21 protein-coding genes are annotated in these 19,792 nt (G+C 54.4%); 15 read left to right on the top strand and 6 right to left on the bottom strand.

All coding sequences use genetic code 11. From position 1 onward, the window contains the following. Positions 1–149: 149 nt before the first annotated feature. From ACS0RQ_RS02060 to argD, 6 genes are all read left to right on the top strand, one after another. Positions 150–1,445, top strand: a complete 1,296-nt coding sequence (locus tag ACS0RQ_RS02060) for a cytosine deaminase (protein ID WP_132440284.1) — start codon at positions 150–152, stop codon at positions 1,443–1,445. Positions 1,446–1,597: 152 nt separating this feature from the next. Continuing rightward, positions 1,598–2,170, top strand: coding sequence for a peptidylprolyl isomerase A (gene ppiA / locus ACS0RQ_RS02065; protein ID WP_041851407.1), 573 nt, complete (start codon positions 1,598–1,600; stop codon positions 2,168–2,170). 106 nt (positions 2,171–2,276) lie between these two features. Continuing rightward, positions 2,277–2,447, top strand: coding sequence for a FicA/YhfG family antitoxin (gene ficA / locus ACS0RQ_RS02070; RefSeq protein WP_064572417.1), 171 nt, complete (start codon positions 2,277–2,279; stop codon positions 2,445–2,447). Beyond that, complete coding sequence (locus tag ACS0RQ_RS02075; RefSeq protein ID WP_271851103.1) at positions 2,437–3,039, top strand: putative adenosine monophosphate-protein transferase Fic; 603 nt, start codon at positions 2,437–2,439, stop codon at positions 3,037–3,039. The genes ficA and ACS0RQ_RS02075 overlap by 11 nt, the downstream gene beginning before the upstream one ends. Before the next feature lie 30 nt (positions 3,040–3,069). Then, on the top strand, positions 3,070–3,642 hold the full coding sequence (pabA, locus tag ACS0RQ_RS02080; protein WP_271851102.1) for an aminodeoxychorismate synthase component 2: 573 nt from the start codon (positions 3,070–3,072) through the stop codon (positions 3,640–3,642). A 79-nt stretch (positions 3,643–3,721) separates the two neighbouring features. Continuing rightward, positions 3,722–4,942 carry a bifunctional acetylornithine/succinyldiaminopimelate transaminase gene (gene argD, locus ACS0RQ_RS02085; protein ID WP_271851101.1) on the top strand — a complete coding sequence of 407 codons (1,221 nt, stop codon included), beginning with the start codon at positions 3,722–3,724 and terminating at the stop codon, positions 4,940–4,942. On the opposite strand, the gene ACS0RQ_RS02090 is transcribed toward argD, so the two are convergent. Continuing rightward, positions 4,939–7,017: a YccS/YhfK family putative transporter gene (locus ACS0RQ_RS02090; RefSeq protein WP_271851112.1), complete on the bottom strand. Its 2,079-nt coding sequence runs from the start codon at positions 7,015–7,017 to the stop codon at positions 4,939–4,941. The genes argD and ACS0RQ_RS02090 overlap by 4 nt on opposite strands. Before the next feature lie 53 nt (positions 7,018–7,070). Then, positions 7,071–7,703, bottom strand: coding sequence for a cAMP-activated global transcriptional regulator CRP (crp, locus tag ACS0RQ_RS02095; protein WP_000242758.1), 633 nt, complete (start codon positions 7,701–7,703; stop codon positions 7,071–7,073). A gap of 309 nt (positions 7,704–8,012) precedes the next feature. Here crp and ACS0RQ_RS02100 point away from each other — a divergent pair, with 309 nt between their 5' ends. Continuing rightward, positions 8,013–8,417 carry an OsmC family protein gene (locus ACS0RQ_RS02100; protein WP_041851412.1) on the top strand — a complete coding sequence of 135 codons (405 nt, stop codon included), beginning with the start codon at positions 8,013–8,015 and terminating at the stop codon, positions 8,415–8,417. A 100-nt stretch (positions 8,418–8,517) separates the two neighbouring features. Here the strand turns inward: ACS0RQ_RS02100 and ACS0RQ_RS02105 are convergent, their stop codons facing one another. The 4 genes from ACS0RQ_RS02105 to ACS0RQ_RS02120 all read right to left on the bottom strand — a co-directional run bounded on the left by ACS0RQ_RS02105 (position 8,518) and on the right by ACS0RQ_RS02120 (position 11,484). Further along, complete coding sequence (locus ACS0RQ_RS02105) at positions 8,518–9,387, bottom strand: phosphoribulokinase (RefSeq protein ID WP_041851413.1); 870 nt, start codon at positions 9,385–9,387, stop codon at positions 8,518–8,520. Between the two features lie 51 nt (positions 9,388–9,438). After that, a complete protein-coding gene (locus ACS0RQ_RS02110; protein ID WP_041851414.1) occupies positions 9,439–9,657 on the bottom strand; it encodes a YheU family protein in 219 nt (72 codons plus the stop codon). Beyond that, on the bottom strand, positions 9,658–10,641 hold the full coding sequence (locus tag ACS0RQ_RS02115; protein WP_420372492.1) for a hydrolase: 984 nt from the start codon (positions 10,639–10,641) through the stop codon (positions 9,658–9,660). Between the two features lie 123 nt (positions 10,642–10,764). Further along, positions 10,765–11,484 (bottom strand): NUDIX hydrolase, encoded by a 720-nt coding sequence (locus tag ACS0RQ_RS02120; protein WP_271851099.1) that lies wholly within the window; start codon positions 11,482–11,484, stop codon positions 10,765–10,767. 192 nt (positions 11,485–11,676) lie between these two features. Here ACS0RQ_RS02120 and prs point away from each other — a divergent pair, with 192 nt between their 5' ends. The 8 genes from prs to ACS0RQ_RS02160 all read left to right on the top strand — a co-directional run bounded on the left by prs (position 11,677) and on the right by ACS0RQ_RS02160 (position 19,792). Continuing rightward, positions 11,677–12,537 carry a ribose-phosphate diphosphokinase gene (prs, locus tag ACS0RQ_RS02125; RefSeq protein ID WP_271851098.1) on the top strand — a complete coding sequence of 287 codons (861 nt, stop codon included), beginning with the start codon at positions 11,677–11,679 and terminating at the stop codon, positions 12,535–12,537. Between the two features lie 13 nt (positions 12,538–12,550). After that, entirely contained in the window at positions 12,551–14,041 is a 1,491-nt protein-coding gene (locus ACS0RQ_RS02130) for a nicotinate phosphoribosyltransferase (protein ID WP_271851097.1), read from the top strand. A 213-nt stretch (positions 14,042–14,254) separates the two neighbouring features. Further along, positions 14,255–15,910, top strand: coding sequence for a malonate decarboxylase subunit alpha (gene mdcA / locus ACS0RQ_RS02135; protein ID WP_271851096.1), 1,656 nt, complete (start codon positions 14,255–14,257; stop codon positions 15,908–15,910). After that, the gene (locus ACS0RQ_RS02140) at positions 15,910–16,767 is read left to right on the top strand and encodes a triphosphoribosyl-dephospho-CoA synthase (protein WP_271851095.1); all 858 of its coding nucleotides are present in this window, start codon (positions 15,910–15,912) and stop codon (positions 16,765–16,767) included. Before mdcA ends, ACS0RQ_RS02140 begins: the two co-directional genes overlap by 1 nt. 9 nt (positions 16,768–16,776) lie before the next feature. Next, positions 16,777–17,076, top strand: a complete 300-nt coding sequence (gene mdcC, locus ACS0RQ_RS02145; RefSeq protein WP_271851094.1) for a malonate decarboxylase acyl carrier protein — start codon at positions 16,777–16,779, stop codon at positions 17,074–17,076. Continuing rightward, entirely contained in the window at positions 17,069–17,902 is an 834-nt protein-coding gene (locus ACS0RQ_RS02150) for a biotin-independent malonate decarboxylase subunit beta (protein ID WP_041851421.1), read from the top strand. Before mdcC ends, ACS0RQ_RS02150 begins: the two co-directional genes overlap by 8 nt. Further along, positions 17,902–18,702, top strand: a complete 801-nt coding sequence (mdcE, locus tag ACS0RQ_RS02155) for a biotin-independent malonate decarboxylase subunit gamma (RefSeq protein WP_271851111.1) — start codon at positions 17,902–17,904, stop codon at positions 18,700–18,702. The genes ACS0RQ_RS02150 and mdcE overlap by 1 nt, the downstream gene beginning before the upstream one ends. 130 nt (positions 18,703–18,832) lie before the next feature. After that, positions 18,833–19,792: an AEC family transporter gene (locus ACS0RQ_RS02160; protein WP_041851423.1), complete on the top strand. Its 960-nt coding sequence runs from the start codon at positions 18,833–18,835 to the stop codon at positions 19,790–19,792.

The following is a 19,792-nucleotide window of genomic DNA, read 5'->3' on the forward strand; positions in this document are numbered from 1 at the left end:
TTAATGGGTAGATAATTGATTTTGATGGTTTTTTATAAGTCGCGGATCTGTCAGGCTTTTCAGAATTGTGGAAATTGTGTACAAAAAAAGATGTGAATTTATGGCAATTGCCTGAAACAACGTTTCAGTGATAACCAGGGGGTAGAAGCATGACGGCAACACCACTTTGGCTGGTTCAGAACGTTCATTTACCTGGGCGAAAAGGGCTATGGCAAATCGCGATTGAGAAGGGCCACTTCGGTGACATCACCCCGATGAGCGCCCCACAGCATGAAAGTTATGAAGTCTTAAATGCCAGGGGCGGGCTGGCGCTGCCGCCGTTTATTGAACCGCACATTCACCTGGATACTACCCAAACCGCAGGCGAGCCAAACTGGAATCAGTCGGGAACGCTATTTGAGGGGATTGAACGCTGGGCGGAACGCAAAGCATTACTCAGCCATGATGATGTGAAAAAGCGCGCCTGGCAGACGTTAAAATGGCAAATGGCGAACGGTATTCAGCATGTACGCACCCATGTCGATGTCTCCGACCCGACGCTGACAGCGCTCAAAGCAATGCTGGAAGTGAAGCAGGAAGTCGCCCCCTGGATAGACCTGCAAATCGTCGCCTTCCCGCAAGAGGGTATCTTGTCTTACCCCAACGGCGCAGCGTTGCTGGAAGAGGCCTTACAGCTTGGCGCGGATGTGGTAGGGGCGATTCCCCATTTTGAATTTACTCGCGAGTATGGGGTGGAATCACTGCATATCGCCTTTGAACTGGCGCAGAAATATGACCGACCACTGGATATTCACTGTGACGAGATCGATGACGAACAGTCGAGGTTTGTCGAAACGGTAGCCGCGCTGGCGCTGAAAATGGAAATGGGATCGCGCGTTACCGCCAGCCACACGACGGCGATGCACTCTTATAACGGCGCCTATACTTCTCGCCTTTTCCGCTTGCTGAAACTCTCAGGTATCAACTTTGTCGCCAATCCGCTGGTGAATATCCATCTGCAGGGGCGTTTTGATGATTATCCGAAGCGGCGTGGGATCACCCGCGTGAAGGAGATGCTGGCCGCCGGGATTAACGTCTGCTTCGGCCATGATGATGTCTTTGATCCCTGGTATCCACTCGGCACGGGCAATATGTTGCAGGTGCTGCATATGGGTCTGCATGTTTGCCAGTTGATGGGGTATCAGCAAATCGACGATGGCCTGCGGTTAATTACCGATAATAGCGCCAGAACCTTTGGTCTGGATGATTACGGTATTGAGCCGGGTAACCCGGCGAATATGATCATTTTGCCGGTTGAGAGTGGTTTTGACGCGGTGCGATGTCAGTCGCCGGTGCGCTGGTCCATTCGCCAGGGGCGGGTGATTGCTACCACGCAACCTGCGCAAACCTGGATTCAGACGGACAGCGGCGGTGAAGAAGTGGCGTTTCATCGCAAGAGTGAGTGAAGCTGATAGCAGAATGACCACACAATGCGTGGTCAGCCTGCGTAACATATGTTTCAATTGCGTAAAATTAAGTAAAAGGCTGGCCTGGTGGCGGAGTGCTCTTTAGAATCAAGCCACTCGCTTTCTTACCTGTATTTCGTTAAGGAAACCTCATGGTTAAATCGACTCTGGCGGCAATTGCGGCTGTTTGTGCCCTTTCTGCAATCTCCTCTTCCGCACTGGCGGCAAAAGGTGATCCCCATGTTCTGCTCACCACGTCAGCCGGCAACATCGAACTGGAGCTGAACAGTCAGAAAGCCCCCGTGTCGGTGAAAAACTTTGTGGATTATGTGAATAACGGTTTTTATAACAACACCACGTTTCACCGCGTGATTCCGGGTTTTATGGTTCAGGGTGGCGGTTTTACTGAGCAAATGCAGCAAAAACAGCCTAACCCGCCCATTAAAAACGAAGCAGATAACGGTTTACGCAATACGCGCGGCACCATCTCCATGGCCCGTACCGCAGATAAAGACAGCGCCACCAGCCAGTTCTTCATTAACGTCGCTGATAACGCCTTCCTGGACCACGGCCAACGTGATTTTGGCTATGCGGTATTTGGTAAAGTTGTCAAAGGGATGGATGTCGCCGACAAGATTTCTCAGGTTCCAACCCACGACGTCGGTCCTTACCAGAATGTGCCGACAAAACCGGTTGTTATCCTCTCTGCTAAAGTACTGCCATAATCTTTTTTTCGCACGGGCCGCCCGGTCTGTGCGCGTTCTCCTCCCTGCGTGACGCGAAATTGCTGCTTATACTTGTGGCACATGAGCGAGACATCAGGGAGGCGTTATGACCAAAAAACTCACCGACCGACAAAAATCCCGTCTCTGGGAGCAAGACCGTAATGTCAATTTTCAGGCCAGCAGGCGTCTTGAAGGCGTTGAAAGCCCGCTGGTAACGCTTACAGCCGATGAAGCGCTGGCGCGTATCGAAGAGCTAAGGAGGCACTATGAGCGATAAATTCGGCGACGGTCGCGATCCTTACTTCTACTCTGGCCTCAATGTTATGCGCAACAGGTTGGGTATTCGCGAGGCGCAACGGCTGGAACAGGCGGCATGGGAGCTCACGGCGTTACGTGCCGCCACGCTGGAACTGGGTCCGCTGGCCCGTGGGCTGCCACATCTGTGCGCCATTCACCGTCATATTTACCAGGATGTCTTCGACTGGGCGGGACAGGTACGCGAAGTGGATATCTATCAGGGAGATACGCGTTTCTGCCATTTCGAATACATCGAAAAAGAGGGGAATGCGTTAATGCAGTCGCTTGAAGACGAAGAGTGGCTACAGGAGCTTGGGAAGGAAGAATTTATTGAGCGACTGGCGCATTACTACTGTGAAATCAATGTGCTGCACCCATTTCGTATTGGCAATGGCATTGCCCAACGGATTTTCTTTGAGCAGCTTGCGCTGCATGCCGGATACCGACTGGACTGGCGTGGCGTCGACCCGGAAAACTGGAGTAAAGCGAACCAGGCCGGGGCGATGGGTGACCTAAAACCGCTGTGCGAGATCTTCGGCAAAGTGGTAAGCGAAGCCGTCGAAACTGAGTAGAATAGGGCGGCTTAAAATGATGAGGCCGCCATGATCCTGCTTATTGATAATTACGACTCTTTTACCTGGAACCTGTATCAGTACTTTTGCGAACTGGGGGCTCAGGTCGAGGTCAGGCGTAATGATGAGATCACCCTGGCGGATATTGCGATTATGGCCCCCAAAAAGATCGTGATATCCCCAGGCCCCTGCACGCCGGATGAATCGGGTATCTCTCTGGAGGTTATTCGCCACTATGCTGGCTCGTTGCCGATTCTCGGCGTCTGCCTCGGTCACCAGGCCATCGCCCAGGTCTTTGGCGCCCGCATTATCCGGGCGCAACAGGTTATGCACGGGAAAACCTCTCCGATAACCCATACCGGGCTGGGCGTTTTTCGCGGCCTGAATAATCCGTTAACCGTCACGCGCTACCACTCTTTGTTGATCGATCCGCCTTCATTACCGGATTGCTTTGAGGTGACCGCCTGGAGCGAGACGCAAGAGATCATGGGGATTCGCCATCGTCAGTGGGATCTGGAAGGCGTGCAGTTTCACCCGGAAAGTATTCTTAGCGAGCAGGGACATGCGTTATTGAATAACTTTTTGCATCGCGCCGATTTTTAGTTGCCATTGAGTGATTTTTTATGCATATTTCGTGATTATATTTTCACTTCTACTTCTTGTTTAAAAAGGGTGGGGTTACATGGCAACTCAGCAGGGTGCAATCACGCGCGCAACATTTGACGAAGTCATTCTACCAATTTTCGCACCGGCCGAATTTATTCCGGTGAAAGGAAAAGGTAGCCGCGTGTGGGATCAGCAGGGTAAAGAGTACGTTGATTTTGCGGGTGGTATCGCCGTTACCGCGCTGGGGCATTGCCATCCGGCGCTGGTGGAAGCGTTAAAAACACAGGGCGAAACGCTGTGGCATATCAGCAACGTGTTTACGAATGAACCCGCACTACGCCTGGCGCGTAAGCTGATCGACGCCACCTTCGCCGAGCGCGTGGTGTTTATGAACTCCGGCACCGAGGCTAACGAAACGGCATTCAAACTGGCGCGTTATTATGCATCTACCCGCCACAGTCCGCATAAAACCAAAATCATCGCTTTCCACAACGCGTTCCATGGCCGTTCGCTGTTCACCGTGACCGTGGGCGGTCAGCCGAAATACTCGGACGGCTTCGGCCCGAAACCGGCGGATATCATTCATGTGCCCTATAACGACCTGCATGCGGTAAAAGCGGTCATGGACGATCATACCTGTGCGGTCGTGGTTGAACCGATTCAGGGGGAAGGCGGGGTGACGGCGGCAACGCCAGAGTTTTTACAGGGCTTGCGTGAGCTGTGCGATGAACACAAAGCGCTGCTGGTGTTTGATGAAGTGCAGTGTGGAATGGGGCGCAGCGGCGATCTCTTCGCCTACATGCACTATGGTGTCACCCCCGATATCCTGACCAGCGCCAAAGCGCTCGGCGGTGGTTTCCCGGTAAGCGCCATGCTCACCACTCAGGAGATCGCCAGCGCGTTCCATCCGGGGTCCCACGGTTCAACCTACGGCGGTAACCCGTTGGCCTGTGCTGTTGCTGGTGCGGCATTCGACATCATTAATACGCCAGAGGTCTTAAATGGCGTCAATGCGAAACGCGAACTGTTCGTTAAGCATCTTGAAGACATTAACGCGCAGTACGACCTGTTCAGCGAAATTCGCGGCATGGGTCTGTTGGTTGGCGCGGAACTGAAACCGCAGTACAAAGGCCGTGCGCGTGATTTCCTCTACGCGGCGGCAAATGAAGGGCTGATGGTGCTTAATGCCGGTCCTGACGTAATGCGTTTTGCGCCGTCGCTTATCATTGAAGAGAACGATATCGCAGAAGGTATGCTGCGCTTTGCCAAAGCAGTAGCCAAAGTGGTTAACCCTTAAGAGCGCAAGCGGCGATTTAACCAGATGCCGTGATGTGGGCGCTGACGCCATGCCACCGACGAAATGGTGTGCATGGTGTTCAGATGCCCCAGTATCCGTTGCAGATGTTGCTCCAGCGTGCTCATTGGGCCATGCGTCATGCTCTCCGGCGCCTCCAGAATATTCACATCTCCTGAACTTCCCGGACCATCATACTCCAGCCGTTGCTGACAACGTTGCAGGGCAATTTCGCAGGACTGCAGGTAACGCTGGGCCAGGTCCGGCGTGAGCATGGTGTGCTCCCGCGCCAGCGTGGTCATTGCATTAATATGTTCGACAATAAACTGACTGTGCGTGACCCACAGCTTCATGTCTGCCAGATAACGCGTATCAAAACCCGGCTCCTGCATGGCCTGATTAAGCGAGTTAAAGAGCGCGTTATGCGCCTGGTTTACCCGCATGCGCTGCCAGGCCAGCGGCGTCGCCTGGGGATCATCGCTCAGGATCAGCCGAATGGCATCCTGGTAAGTTTCCAGCGCGTCATGAGCATTTTTTCGCAACAGACCACTTTGCCATTGAGGCCACAGCCAGACCATGCCACCAAAAGCAATCAGGCAGCCGATCAACGTATCGATAAGACGGGCAACAATAAACTGGTCGCCATTCAGTGTAAGCAACTGGAGCGTATAGACTGCGGTGAGGGTAAAACCCACCATCGCCCAGCCGTAGCTTTTGCGGATAATCAGATAGCTAACCAGCGTGACGATCAGCATCGCGGTGAGCGTGAAGCCTTCCGGTACGTGGTAGTGCAGCGTCGCGCCGGCAATGATCAGCCCGGCCATGGTGCCTGCCGCCCGGTGCAGGATGCGCACGCGTGTCGCCCCATAACCGTTTTGCGTAACAAACATCACCGTCATCATGATCCAGTAAGGTTTAGGCAGATGGAGCGCGCTACCCATCAGGCTGGCAATACTGAGCATGACGCTAATGCGTGCCGCATTACGTAAGGCGGAGGATTTCAACGACAGATAACTTTTGAGGGCCGGGATCAGGGGCAAACGGCGCTGCTTCTCCGCCATCAGATCACGGACATAGAGCGGGCGCTGGGTACGCAAAACCCGGGCTATCTGACTGAAATGCCAGGCGCAAAACTGCCCAACCGGGTTATCCGGGTGCTGGCGGGCAATTTTCTCCAGCGCGCCAATCTGTTTATCCATATTGAAGCGTTTGGGGTAGCGGTGATAAAGAATATCATCGGCTATGACCCGTAACCGCGCGGCAACGGTTTGCGCATTCCAGCGGATAACTTCCTCGGCATGGCTGCGTTCGACCAGCTCCTGCACTTCCTGCGGTTGGTGGAGACTGACGGCAATATGTTCCTGTAAGTCCAGCGCCACCTGGAAGACGCGGCGTAACCGCTTGTAGTCGTTGTTGTTATTTGCCGCCAGCATATGCAGTTGTTGGTAACACTGGCTAATCATATCCACCGCCTTTTGCTGGCGTGCCAGGAGTGGCGGAAGAGCTTTTTCTGGATCGACGTGCTGCGTCAGTAAACTGTATTTCGCTTCGCAATAGTCTGCCAGTTGGCGATACAGCAGGCTCAAGGATTCACGCAGCGGTTGCTCTCGCCACAACCAGAACCAGAAGGCGTTAAATGCGCCGTACCACAGGGTACCCAGCCCATAAATCAGCAACGGCTCCCAGATGGGCATGTTACCGGCGAGGCTGAGAGTAAAGATGGCGGCAATGAGCGAGGCGGGTAGAAGCCGCCCGTGTAATGCGCTGATTTCTGCTGTGACGCCGAGCAAGAGCGTTAATCCGCTCAGAATCAGCGGTAGCGGAATATTTTGCGTCAGTAATAGCTGTACCGTGAGGCTACTGCCCGCAAAGAGCGTGCCGCCGATAATGACGCGTTTGAAGAAACGTTTATGCAGAGTATCCAGACCGGCAATATTGCAGCAGGCGGGAACGAGAGAAAACAGCAGACCAAGATCGAGACGACCCGCGATCAGACCCACGGTCACAGGGAGGCATAACACCAGCGTTTGTCGCAGTGCATAGTTGATTTCGGGGTGATAAATCAGCCTGCGCCACATGGGGAAGAGAGACAAAAACGGCGCATCGTTAAGGGCGATGCGCCGCTTGAGAATTAACGTGTACCGTACACGACAATGGTTTTACCGTGTGCGGAGATCAGGTTTTGATCTTCCAGCATTTTCAGGATACGGCCGACGGTTTCGCGGGAACAGCCAACGATCTGACCAATTTCCTGGCGGGTAATTTTAATTTGCATACCGTCCGGGTGGGTCATTGCATCCGGTTGTTTCGCCAGATTCAGCAGCGTCTGTGCGATACGGCCCGTTACATCAAGGAAGGCGAGGTTACCGACTTTTTCCGAGGTGACCTGCAGGCGACGCGCCATCTGGGAAGACAAACGCATCAGAATATCCGGGTTCACCTGAATTAACTGGCGGAATTTTTTGTAGGAGATTTCGGCCACTTCACAAGCGGTTTTAGCGCGTACCCATGCACTGCGCTCCTGACCCTCTTCGAACAGACCCAGTTCACCGATAAAATCTCCCTGGTTAAGGTAAGAGAGGATCATCTCTTTACCTTCTTCATCCTTGATTAGCACAGCCACTGAGCCTTTGACGATGTAATACAACGTTTCCGCTTTTTCACCCTGGTGAATCAGCGTGCTCTTCGACGGGTACTTATGAATGTGGCAATGAGACAAGAACCATTCGAGAGTCGGGTCTGTTTGCGGTTTGCCAAGCACCATGCGCGGTTATCCTCTGTTATAAGCTGGCTCCAGACGCTGGATTCACATATCGCGTCCGGGGTTGCAATCTATCTTCCCCATACCTGGGAAGTGGACCGTCAGACATGCCTGCGGCCTGTAATATGTGATGTCCTCTGCATACATGCATAACGTCAATGTATCACTGTAGCATCGTGATTGTTTTAGCATAGCTTTTAACGCCTGTCTCCTGGTGTCTCGCTTCAGCTTGACGCAGGTCGCCTTCCGTTGCGAGTTTTCTTATGTGCGCGTAATCTGTAAAGAAAATTGTAACTCCGGAGTGAATTAAAAATGCAAGCTCGTGTGAAATGGGTAGAAGGTTTAACGTTCCTTGGCGAGTCTGCGTCCGGGCACCAGATCCTGATGGATGGTAACTCAGGCGACAAAGCCCCAAGCCCGATGGAAATGGTGCTGATGGCCGCAGGGGGATGCAGCGCTATCGATGTTGTCTCTATTCTGCAAAAAGGCCGCCACGATGTGAAAGATTGCGAAGTGAAGCTGACATCAGAGCGTCGTGAAGAGGCTCCGCGTCTGTTTACGCATATCAATTTGCACTTTATCGTGACCGGCAAAGAGCTAAAAGAGGCGGCGGTATCGCGCGCGGTGGATCTCTCTGCCGAGAAGTATTGCTCCGTGGCATTAATGCTGGAGAAAGCGGTGAAAATCACGCATTCATATGAGGTGATTGAGGCCTGAGAACACAGGTCGGATAAGCGTCGCGTATCCGACACATTCCCCGGTGGCGCTGCGTTTACCGGGGCTTCAGAGGGAGGCAGAAGTTGTGTCGGCTGGAGGCCTATTGAATCTTCTTCCCTTCCATCAGCCGTTGGACCAGCGGTGTCATGATCAGCTCCATTGCTAACCCCATTTTGCCGCCAGGCACCACGAGCGTATTCATGTGTGAAATGAACGAACCCTGCAACATCGCCAGCAACCAGGGATAGTCGATCCCTTCAAGATTACGAAAATGAATCACCACAAAGCTCTCATCGAGCGATGGGATCACTTTGGCGGCGAACGGGTTGGAGGTATCCACCGTCGGCACGCGCTGGAAATTAATATGGGTGCGGGAAAATTGTGGGGTGATGAAATTGATGTAGTCTTCCATCGATCGAACCACCGAGTCCATCACTGCCTCACGGGAATGACCGCGCTCGCTGGTATCGCGTACCAGCTTTTGCATCCACTCGAGATTGACGATGGGCACCACGCCTACCAGCAGATCGACGTGGCGGGCGACATCGTGCTGGGGCGTCACCACGCCGCCGTGTAACCCTTCATAAAACAGCACATCCGTTGGCTCCGGCAGGGGCTGCCAGGGGGTGAACGTACCGGGAACCTGGTTCCAGGGAACGGCTTCATCGTAGGTGTGCAGATATTTTCGTGCCTGGCCTGTGCCGGTTTGTCCGTACTCAATAAACGTTTGTTCCAGCAGGCCGAAGTCATTCGCTTCCGGGCCAAAATAGCTGATATGTCGACCTAAATCGCGGGCTTTACGAATTGCCATGTCCATTTCAGGGCGGGTATAGCGATGAAAACTGTCACCTTCAACCTCGGCGGCATGCAAATTCAGTTGAGCAAAGATTTTGCGAAACGCGAGGCTGGTGGTGGTGGTTCCCGCACCGCTGGAACCTGTTACGGCAATAACCGGATGTTTAGCGGACATAGCAGCTCCCTGAGTAAACCATTGTTGTAGACGAAGCCAGCCGCCAGTGAGTTACTCGCGAAACTGCGAGCGCGGCATAATGTTGACGGTTTCGTGCAGTTCTGACCACACCAGTACGGCTTCACCGTTTTTAAGTTGCCGTCTCACATCGGCGACCTTTTGTTCGAGTGAGCGCTCATGTTCACCATAATCGGTGCCTTCACGCAAGACAAAGCTTTCAATCAGGCTGTCGAGCGTCTCAGGCGCCAGGTCCTGCCAGGGAATAATCATTTAGCTTTCCAGATAAGTTTGCAGCCAGTCGGGGATACGTTTCTCAAGCCACATTTCCGGGTGGAGTAACGTGCCGCCCACAAACCCCACGTGACCGCCATGTTCGGTGAGTTGATATTCTACCGACGGCGGTAATGTCTGCGTATCGGGGATCACATTTTGATCCATAAAGGGGTCATCTTTAGCATGGATGATCAGCGTCGGTTTGCTGATTTTATTCAGCAGCGGCATGGCGCTGCACTGGCGGTAATAGTCAATCGCATCGGCAAAACCATGGATACGCGCCGTAATCGCATCATCAAAATCGCGCAGACGACGCAGACGTTTCAATTGCCGTAAATCAATGGGTAAGGAACCCGGATAGGCTTTTAATTTGCGCGACGCATTGGCTTTCAGCAGGTTGAGCAGATAGTGCTGATACACCCGTGAAAAGCCGGTTTCGATATGGGCGCTGCATGCTTCCAGGACAAAGGGGGCAGAGACAATGACCGCAGCATCCAGGGGTACGCGATTTTCCTCTTTAGCCAGCAGGCAGGCCAGCATATTGCCGCCCAGCGAATAGCCCACCGCCGCGGTAGGGGCCTGGCCAAACTCCCGTTGCAGCCAGTGCAAAAACCAGGTGCCGTCTTCGGTTTCGCCAGAGTGATAAATGCGGTTAAGGCGGTTAGGTTCACCGCTGCAGCCACGGAAATGCATCACCACGCCCAGCCAGCCGCGCGCTTTTGCTGCTTCTATCAGACCATGAGCATAGGGGCTGTGCAGGCTGCCTTCCAGCCCGTGGAAGACCACCAGCCGTGGTTTATGTTTTGCCAGTTCAGGGTCTTCGCTCCAGGCGAGATCCACAAAATCGCCATCGGGCAATTCCAGGCGCTGCCAGGTCGGCGTAAAGCCCAGTTTCCGGCGGATCAGTCGCGGGAGCATGGTCTGGAAATGCGGATTGCTTCCGCCGCGCAGTGGGCGGAACGCAGAGTTATCAGCAGCCATTTCCGAGAGTCGTGAAGGTGTAATTTCAGCCATAGTAAAGAACAATAGAATCAAGAATGGGACAACTATAGCTGCTCGATGTTGCGCCGTTTTTTCATTTCGCGGGACATCGTGCAGGCCATACTAGTCCGTCAGTAAATTTCGGGAAAAGAGATGAATATCGACACCCGGCTTACGTCGCCACAAGCGTGCTTTTCGCGCACCTGTCGCTACGCTCTCGCCTGTCTCTTCAAACATGCCTGAGGCCTCAAATCGGCGAATCAGGCTTTTTCGCTGGATAGGCTGGCCGAGGATAATCTCCGTCGCCTCCTGCAATTGTGTCTGGGTAAAGGTATCAGGCAGACAATACACTGGCAGTAAAGAGTACATTGTTTTCTGTCGTAACCGTTGTAGCGCCGTCTGAATTATCTCCCGGTGATCGAAGGCCAGGTCGATATCATCCAGCCCGGTTACGGGCATCCATTTGGCATCGCTGACGCTCGCGATATGCGGCGCGCAGGCTACCCAGGAGATTAACGCATACCAAGCGATGGTCAGACTCCAGCCACGGGGATCGCGTTTTGCCCCGGAAAACGTATCCAGTTGCTCCAGCCAGGAAGGGGAGACGCCCGTTTTTTCTGTCAGCTTACGTAATGCCGTGGCTCGCGTGGATTCATCTTTTTCCATATCGATAAACCCGCCAGGCAGACCCCAACGCCCCCGTTGAGGGTGACTCGCTCGTTTCACCAGCAAAACGCGAAGCGCCTGCTCATGCAGCGTGAACAGCACACTGTCTACCGTCACCAGGGGGGAAGGGAACCGGCTGGCATCATAAGAATCCAGATACTCTGCTTCGCTGATCATCGCTTACTCGGCTTATTAAACACGCCACAAGTTTATCAGCCCACCCAATGGCGGCAAGCTAACTTTTATACCCTTAAATATCAATTGATTAACTTTTTATTTGCGCGATAGGAAAAAAATCCCTTGCCAATAAATGTCTCATAGACACTATTATAAGTGTCTTAGGGACATTAATTAATGGTGAGGTGAATTATGACCAGCAGAATCGCGTTAGCACTTGATAATCAACCCGTTGAAATCGAACGAGGTGTCTTTCCCGACGGCGCGGTATGGCTGAAAGTCATCGGTGAACTGCCACGTTTTGCTCAGGTCATGCGGGTTCGCGTTGCCGCCATGCGCGATATGAACGATTTCATGCTGTTAGCCCAACTGGTTGATGCGGTGCGTCATGTTACGGACATCGCCGTAAGCCATCTTGAACTGGCATGGCTGCCCTGGGCGCGCCAGGACCGACACATGGTTAACGGCGACAGTTTTGCGCTCAAAGTATTCGCTAACCAGTTGAACACACTGAACTTCAACAAAGTTTATCTGCTGGATCCGCACAGTGATGCGGCAGCGGCGGCCATCAACAATAGCGTGGTGATTGCGCAGGAAACCTGCCTGATGAAAAGCGAAAACCTGCGTCAGGCGATAAGCACAGGCAAATTGATGCTTGTAGCGCCCGATGCCGGGGCATTGAAGAAAATTCATAACGTAGCCAAAGCCAGTGGGGCGCGGGACTATGCCATCCTCACGAAAGAGCGTGATGTTGCAACGGGTAACCTGACCGGTTTTTCCCTCGTCTCCGGTAATGTGGCAGGCAAAGACGTGCTCATTGTGGATGACCTTTGCGATGCGGGCGGTACCTTTATCGGCTCTGCTCAGGTACTACGTGATGCCGGCGCGCGCAGCGTGAGTTTATATGTAACCCACGGCGTGTTTTCTAAAGGGGTCGGGAACCTGCTGAACAATGGTATTGACGCCATTTATACCACTACTTCTTTTGCCTCTTCTGAGCTTCGCGAACCTCGCGTTGAGCTTATCGACATCGACACTATTTTTTGTGCTTAAGGGAGATAACACCATGAAAATGAACCCCATCCTGGCTATCGACGGTTATAAAGTTTCCCACCGCGCGCAGTACCCGCAAGGGACCACGCAGGTGTACTCCAACTTTACGCCGCGCAGCGATCGCTTTTTCTCATCTCCCATGGCAGACGGCAAGCTGGTGTTCTTTGGTCTGCAGGGGTTTTTACAGTGGTTTATGGTCGATTTGTTCAACGATGCCTTTTTTGCCCGCCCACAAGAAGACGTGGTTAATGAATACAAAGCGGTGATGGACAGCTACCTGGGCAAAGACGCCGTGCCGGTTGACCACATTCGCGCACTGCACAATTTGGGTTATCTGCCTCTGCACATTAAATCCCTTGATGAGGGCAGCAAAGTGCCCATGAAAGTGCCGGTGCTGACCATCACCAATACCCGTGATGAGTTCTTCTGGCTGGTGAATTATCTTGAGACGGTGCTCTCCGCTGAATTGTGGAAAGCCTCCACCAACGCCACCATTGCGCACCACTACCGTAAAGTCTGTGAACAGTGGGCGGTAAAAACCTGCAGCGATATGTCACATCTTGATTTCCAGTGCCACGACTTTTCCTTCCGTGGCATGGCGGGTCTCCAGGACACTATGCAGGCCGGTGCCGGGCACCTGCTGAGTTTTAAAGGTACCGACAGCATTCCGTCACTGCTCTACGCCCGTGACCACTACACCGCTGGTGAGGACTATTTTATTGGCGCGAGCATTCCGGCCACCGAGCATAGCGTGATGTGCATGGGCGAGAAGGAACAAGAAATTGAAACCTTCCGTCGTTTGATAGTCGATCTCTATCCGCAGGGCTTTGTCTCAATCGTCTCGGATACCTGGGATTACTGGCGGGTAATGACGGAATACACCCGTGAACTGAAACAGATAATCCTTAATCGTGAAGGGCGCGTCGTGTTCCGCCCGGACAGCGGTGACCCGGTTGAGATCCTGTGTGGTACCGGGGCGGATGATGATACCCGCAACACGCGCACCCCGGAGGAGAAAGGTTCTGTGGAAGTGCTATGGGAGATCTTCGGCGGCACCGTGAATGAGAAGGGCTACAAGGTACTCGACCCGCATGTTGGTCTGATTTATGGCGACTCCATTACCCTTGCGCGGGCAGATGAAATCCTGCGTCGCCTGGAAGCCAAAGGTTTTGCCAGCTCAAACGTTGTCTTCGGGGTGGGATCATTTACCTATCAGTACAACACACGCGATACGTTTGGTTTTGCGATGAAAGCGACATGGGGCGCGGTTAACGGCGAAGGGCGGATGATCTTCAAAGAGCCGAAAACTGACAGCGGCCTGAAACGTTCAGCGCGCGGGCTGTTACGGGTAGAAAGAGACGCGCAGGGTGAGCTGCAACTGCATGATGAACAAACCTGGGAGCAGGAAAGAACCGGTGAACTGAAAACGCGTTTCCTGGACGGCAAACTGTATAACGTTGACCATTTTGAACAGATTCGCCAGCGCCTGACCGCCCAGCGCTAACTGCTCTACTCCATTCTGGGGGGGCGCATCGTGCCCCCTATGTGCTACACATTTTCCCTTCTTAAAATGATCCTCGTCACAAATCATCACTTTGATTATTACTCTCAGGCTAACAATCGTCTTTTATCCTTAATTGATGCCTTTCTCACCAGCGCGCACACTTTACTTAGTGTTAAGCAAATCAAAATGATTCGCTGAATCAGGAGGTTAATAATGTTATCTGGACAAACACCAGAACGGGTGTGGAATACGCGGCGCACGGAAAAACAGCGTCGCCTGGCATCCGTACCCGTAAAGGGCAAGGTGCTGCCGACCGACGATCTGGTCGCCATGCTGGAAAAATTGATCGCGCCGGGCGACAAAGTGGTACTGGAAGGGAATAACCAAAAACAGGCCGATTTTCTCTCCCGCGCGCTGGCGTCGGTCAACCCGCAAAAAGTCCATGACCTGCATATGATCATGCCAAGCGTCGGACGCAGTGAACATCTCGACATTTTCGAAAAAGGTATCGCCCACAAGCTGGACTTTTCTTTCTCGGGTACCCAAAGCCTGCGTATCTCACAGTTGCTGGAAGATGGCCTGCTGGAAATCGGCGCTATTCATACTTACATCGAGCTGTATTCCCGCCTGTATGTTGACCTCTCGCCAAACGTGGCACTGATTGCCGGTTACAAAGCGGACCGTAAAGGCAATCTCTACACCGGGCCGAGTACCGAAGACACCCCGGCGCTGGTGGAAGCGGCCGCCTTCCGCGACGGCATTGTTATCGCCCAGGTCAATGAACTGGTGGATGACGAATGCGATTTGCCGCGTGTGGATATCCCTGGCTCGTGGATTGACTACGTGGTCGTGGCTGATAAGCCTTTCTTTATCGAACCGCTGTTTACCCGCGACCCGCGCCTGATTAAACAGGAACACATTCTGATGGCGATGATGGCCATCAAAGGGATTTACGCCGAGCACCAGGTACAGTCGCTGAACCACGGTATCGGCTTTAACACCGCGGCGATTGAACTGTTGCTGCCGACTTACGGTGAACAGCTTGGTCTGAAAGGCAAAATCTGTAAGCACTGGACGTTGAACCCGCATCCAACGCTGATCCCGGCCATTGAAAGCGGTTGGGTGGAGAGCGTGCACTGCTTCGGCGGCGAACTGGGGATGGAAGAGTACATCCGCGCCCGCCCGGACGTGTTCTTTACCGGCGCAGACGGTTCTATGCGCTCCAACCGCGCCTTCTGCCAACTGGCGGGTCAGTACGCGGTGGATATGTTTATCGGCTCGACCCTGCAGGTGGATGGCCTGGCAAACTCGTCGACGGTCACCCGTGGGCGTCTGGCTGGATTCGGCGGTGCGCCAAATATGGGCCATGACCCGCATGGTCGTCGTCATGCGACGCCTGCCTGGCTGAATATGATCACCGAACCTGACCCCATGCAGCGCGGTAAAAAGCTGGTGGTGCAGATGGTTGAGACCTTCCAGGCCGGTGCAAAACCCACCTTTGTGGAAACGCTTGATGCTGTAGACGTGGCCAAAGCGTCCGGTATGCCGCTGGCACCGGTCATGATTTATGGCGATGACGTCACCCATGTGCTGACCGAAGAAGGCATTGCTTACCTCTATCGTGCTGAAAGCCTTGAAGAGCGCCGTGCGATGGTCGCCGCCGTGGCGGGTATCACCGATATTGGCCTGGGCGTAGACGCCAAACGCGTCGCCGAATTGCGCCGCAGTGGCAAAGTGGTTTACCCGGAAGATATGGGTATTCGCCGCACCGAGGCCACCCGTTCGTTACTTGCGGCAAGCAGCGTGGCAGACCTGGTGGAATGGTCCGGTGGTCTTTATAACCCGCCTGCGAAATTCCGGAGCTGGTAATGAAACTTCTGCCACAGATTCAGGTTGAAGGCGGTGCCGAATGGCTGGCGCGAACCGCCACGCAGTGTCTGATTGACGAAGCACGATTAAGCCCGAAACCCGGTCTGGTGGACAGTCGGGGGAACGGCGCGCACCACGACTTAACGCTTGCGCTGATGGAGCGCTCTGCCCATAGCCTGACCCCCACGTTTCAGGCGCTGGCGCAACAAAGCTGGCAACGTCCGGCGGACATTGCGCTGCGACAAACCATTGGACGACTCGGACGTGTTGGCGAACAGCAGATGATGGTGGCAACAGGTGGCGTGAATACCCACCGTGGTGCGATTTGGGCGCTGGGGCTGCTGGTCAGCGCGGTGGCGATGCGTGGTGGCGATGCGAGCGCGCCTGTTATTGCAGCGACCGCCGCCACACTGGCGAAACTGCCGGATGACGCCGCGCCCAAAATTTTCAGTAAAGGGCTTCGCGCCACACATCGCTATCGCGTACCCGGTGCCAGAGAAGAGGCACAACAGGCCTTCCCGCATATTTTACAGCTCGCCTTACCGCAGTTGCGTTTGAGCCGGATGAACGGTGGCAGTGAGTCTCACGCCCGGATTGATGCCCTGATGGCCATCATGACCTCGCTTACCGATACCTGCGTGCTCTCCCGCGCCGGGATGGAAGGGCTTGAGGCCATGCAGCATGGTGCGCGCGCCGTCTTAACCGCGGGGGGCAGTGCGACCCCGGAAGGACAGCAGGCGCTCCACCTCCTGGATCGTCAAATGCTGGCGCTGAACGCCTCACCGGGCGGTGCGGCAGACTTACTGGCTGCCACTCTGTTTCTTGACCGTATCGGGACACCCTATTTCAAGCATTAAGAGGATGTTATGGAAAAAATCACATTAACCGTGCCCGCCAGCCGTACCTTAAACGGCAAAGCGCTGGCAGGGGTTGTTGGTTCAGGGGATATGGAGGTGTTATTCACCGCCGACCAGAGCCAGACACTCACTATAGATATCACGACTTCCGTCGACAACAGCCGTGGCCGCTGGGAAGCCTTGTTCAACCGTCTGCAAACCGTCAGCAACCTGCCTGCGGGCAAACTGATCATTCACGATTTCGGCGCCACGCCTGGCGTCGCGCGCATTCGTATTGAGCAGGTCTTTGAAGAGGTGAGCTATGCGTGATGATCGCAGTTTTATCGAACTAAAAGCACGCCAGCGTGCGCATGCGCTGCTGGATGAGGGCAGCTACCGTGAACTGCTCGACCCGTTTGAAGGGATTGTCTCCCCGTGGCTGGGCGCGCAGGGCATCGTGCCGCAGGCCGATGACGGCATGGTAGTGGCGAAAGGCACCATCAACGGCAAACCCGCCGTGGTCGTCGCCATTGAGGGCGCCTTCCAGGGCGGCAGTATGGGCGAAGTCTCCGGTGCCAAAATGGCAGCGGCGCTGGAACTGGCGGCAGAAGATAACCGCAACGGTATCCCGACTCAGGCGGTGCTGAGTCTGGAAACCGGTGGCGTTCGTCTGCAGGAGGCCAACCTTGGCCTGGCGGCGATTGCTGATATTCATGCCGCGATTGTTGACCTGCGCCGCTATACCCCGGTGATCGGTATTGTGGCCGGGACCGTGGGCTGCTTCGGTGGGATGTCCATTGCCGCAGCGTTGTGCAGTTATCTGATTGTTACCCGCGAAGCCCGCCTGGGGCTGAACGGTCCGCAGGTCATCGAACAGGAAGCGGGTATTGAAGAGTACGACTCCCGCGACCGTCCGTTTATCTGGAGCATGACCGGTGGGGAAGTACGCTATCAAAGCGGGCTGGTGGATGCGCTGGTGGGCGATGGTGTAAACGCGGTGAAGCAAGCCATGAACGAGGCGATTGCCAAAGGCGTACCGGCAAAACATCGCACCGATAACTACGACGACTACCTTGCCCGTCTGACCAATTTCGACACCCGCAAACAGGCTGATGCCGAACAGATTAAAGCCCTTTTTGCCCGGGAGGTGAAATGATGAGTACTGCAATAAGCCGTGGCGAACTCTGGCTGGAAACCCTCGCCCCAAACGCCCAGCGCCTGGCAGGCTTATGCCCGTCCGTACAGGTAGCCGATGGTGAACTGAACGGTGAAACGGTGCGCTTTGTTGCCGTTGTCCCTGATGCGAATAACCATTTCCCGCGCGCCGCCAAAGGCGAGGTGGGCCTGCTGGAAGGCTGGACGCTGGCGAAAGTTATCAGCGAAACGGTCGCCGCTGATGCGGATAAAGCCGAGAAACGCCCGATTGTGGCGGTAATTGATGTGCCAAGCCAGGCGTACGGTCGCCGTGAAGAAGGTTTTGGTATTCACCAGGCGCTGGCCGGTGCCGCTGCGGCCTATGCCAATGCGCGCCTGGCAGGCCATCCGGTGATTGGTCTCATTGTTGGTAAAGCGATGTCCGGTGCGTTTCTGGCGCACGGTTATCAGGCTAACCGGCTGATAGCCTTCAACGACAAAGGCGTGTTGATTCACGCGATGGGTAAAGAGTCCGCCGCGCGTATCACCTTGCGTACCGTAGAGGCGCTGGAAAAACTGGCGGCGACCATCCCACCGATGGCCTATGACATCAGTAACTACGCCACCCTGGGGCTGCTGGAAAATCTGCTGGATATCAGCAATCCGGATGCGCCATCGTCGTCCGATCTGGCACTGGTGAAAACCACGCTGCAAGAGGCTATCCACGCCGCTCGTCAGGATGCCACCCTGAAAAACCGTCTGGGCGCTGACAATCGCCGCAGCTCTGCGCTTGTGCGTGAACGCATGAAAGCGAGCTGGTAAGTAAAAAAGAGACCTGCCAGATGCATTAACTCCGTGGGCACAGCCACTGTGCCCACGCGGGCGCGTGCATCCTGAAAATAATAATCATCGCACCAGTGCTAAACGTTTCTTTATTTATTACAGGTGATTTATGACTTATGTAATTGTTCATGCCCTCGCACCGATTTTTATCATCATGTTGCTGGGCTTTTGGGCGGGCAAGGCCAAAATGGTGGATAACAAGAATGTTTCCCTGCTCAATATTTTCGTCATGGATTTTGCACTCCCCGCGGCCCTGTTCAGTGCCACGGTACAAACTCCGTGGACCGGTATCGTTGCCCAGTCTCCACTGATTCTGGTCCTGACGCTGGCGATGTGGGTTACTTACGCGGTTATCTACTTCCTGGCGACCCGTGTCTTTAAAAAATCGCCGCAGGATGCCGCCGTGCTGACCCTGACCGTCGCGCTGCCGAACTATGCGGCGCTGGGGCTGCCTATTCTGGGTAGCGTGCTGGGCGAAGGTTCTTCTACGTCGCTTTCTGTCGCGGTGTCGATTGCCTGTGGTTCAGTATTGATGACCCCATTCTGCCTGCTGATTCTGGAGCGTGAAAAAGCCCGTGCGCAGGGAGGCAACTCCGGTTCCACGCTGGCAATGCTGCCGGTTTTGATGTGGCGCTCGCTGAAAAAACCGATCGTGATGGGGCCGCTGTTGGGTGTGATCCTCTCTGCGATTGGTATCAAAATGCCGGAACTCCTGCTGGCGGCGATTAAACCGCTGGGCCTGTCTGCAACCGCAGCGGCGTTATTCCTGACCGGGGTGATCCTCTCTGCCCGTAAACTGCAGATCAACACGATGGTCATCACCTCGACCATTGCCAAGCTGCTGATTCAGCCTTTTATCGCCTGGGGTATCGTGCTGATTTTTGGCCTGCACGGTTCGGTGGCGATTACCGCAATCCTGATGATTGCGCTGTCTGCCGGTTTCTTCGGCGTGGTATTCGGTAACCGATTTGGCGTGCAATCGCCGGATGCAGAAGCCGTGCTGCTGTTAAGCTCAGTACTGTGTATTCTGTCGTTGCCGCTGTTTATCTCGCTGACCTCAGGAATCTAA

Origin of the sequence: Phytobacter diazotrophicus (assembly GCF_052061655.1) — a bacterium.
GTDB lineage: Bacteria > Pseudomonadota > Gammaproteobacteria > Enterobacterales > Enterobacteriaceae > Phytobacter > Phytobacter diazotrophicus.

Bases quoted from the DNA above. Each gene is read 5' to 3' on its own strand.
- argD (WP_271851101.1), top strand. From the start codon at position 3,722: ATGGCAACTCAGCAGGGTGCAATCACGCGCGCAACATTTGACGAAGTC.
- ACS0RQ_RS02120 (WP_271851099.1), bottom strand. From the start codon at position 11,484: ATGATCAGCGAAGCAGAGTATCTGGATTCTTATGATGCCAGCCGGTTC.
- ficA (WP_064572417.1), top strand. From the start codon at position 2,277: ATGACCAAAAAACTCACCGACCGACAAAAATCCCGTCTCTGGGAGCAA.
- ACS0RQ_RS02140 (WP_271851095.1), top strand. From the start codon at position 15,910: ATGAAACTTCTGCCACAGATTCAGGTTGAAGGCGGTGCCGAATGGCTG.
- pabA (WP_271851102.1), top strand. From the start codon at position 3,070: ATGATCCTGCTTATTGATAATTACGACTCTTTTACCTGGAACCTGTAT.
- mdcE (WP_271851111.1), top strand. From the start codon at position 17,902: ATGAGTACTGCAATAAGCCGTGGCGAACTCTGGCTGGAAACCCTCGCC.
- ACS0RQ_RS02090 (WP_271851112.1), bottom strand. From the start codon at position 7,017: ATGTGGCGCAGGCTGATTTATCACCCCGAAATCAACTATGCACTGCGA.
- mdcC (WP_271851094.1), top strand. From the start codon at position 16,777: ATGGAAAAAATCACATTAACCGTGCCCGCCAGCCGTACCTTAAACGGC.
- ppiA (WP_041851407.1), top strand. From the start codon at position 1,598: ATGGTTAAATCGACTCTGGCGGCAATTGCGGCTGTTTGTGCCCTTTCT.
- ACS0RQ_RS02105 (WP_041851413.1), bottom strand. From the start codon at position 9,387: ATGTCCGCTAAACATCCGGTTATTGCCGTAACAGGTTCCAGCGGTGCG.
- mdcA (WP_271851096.1), top strand. From the start codon at position 14,255: ATGTTATCTGGACAAACACCAGAACGGGTGTGGAATACGCGGCGCACG.
- prs (WP_271851098.1), top strand. From the start codon at position 11,677: ATGACCAGCAGAATCGCGTTAGCACTTGATAATCAACCCGTTGAAATC.
- ACS0RQ_RS02110 (WP_041851414.1), bottom strand. From the start codon at position 9,657: ATGATTATTCCCTGGCAGGACCTGGCGCCTGAGACGCTCGACAGCCTG.
- ACS0RQ_RS02160 (WP_041851423.1), top strand. From the start codon at position 18,833: ATGACTTATGTAATTGTTCATGCCCTCGCACCGATTTTTATCATCATG.
- ACS0RQ_RS02130 (WP_271851097.1), top strand. From the start codon at position 12,551: ATGAAAATGAACCCCATCCTGGCTATCGACGGTTATAAAGTTTCCCAC.
- ACS0RQ_RS02075 (WP_271851103.1), top strand. From the start codon at position 2,437: ATGAGCGATAAATTCGGCGACGGTCGCGATCCTTACTTCTACTCTGGC.
- ACS0RQ_RS02150 (WP_041851421.1), top strand. From the start codon at position 17,069: ATGCGTGATGATCGCAGTTTTATCGAACTAAAAGCACGCCAGCGTGCG.
- ACS0RQ_RS02100 (WP_041851412.1), top strand. From the start codon at position 8,013: ATGCAAGCTCGTGTGAAATGGGTAGAAGGTTTAACGTTCCTTGGCGAG.
- ACS0RQ_RS02060 (WP_132440284.1), top strand. From the start codon at position 150: ATGACGGCAACACCACTTTGGCTGGTTCAGAACGTTCATTTACCTGGG.
- ACS0RQ_RS02115 (WP_420372492.1), bottom strand. From the start codon at position 10,641: ATGGCTGCTGATAACTCTGCGTTCCGCCCACTGCGCGGCGGAAGCAAT.
- crp (WP_000242758.1), bottom strand. From the start codon at position 7,703: ATGGTGCTTGGCAAACCGCAAACAGACCCGACTCTCGAATGGTTCTTG.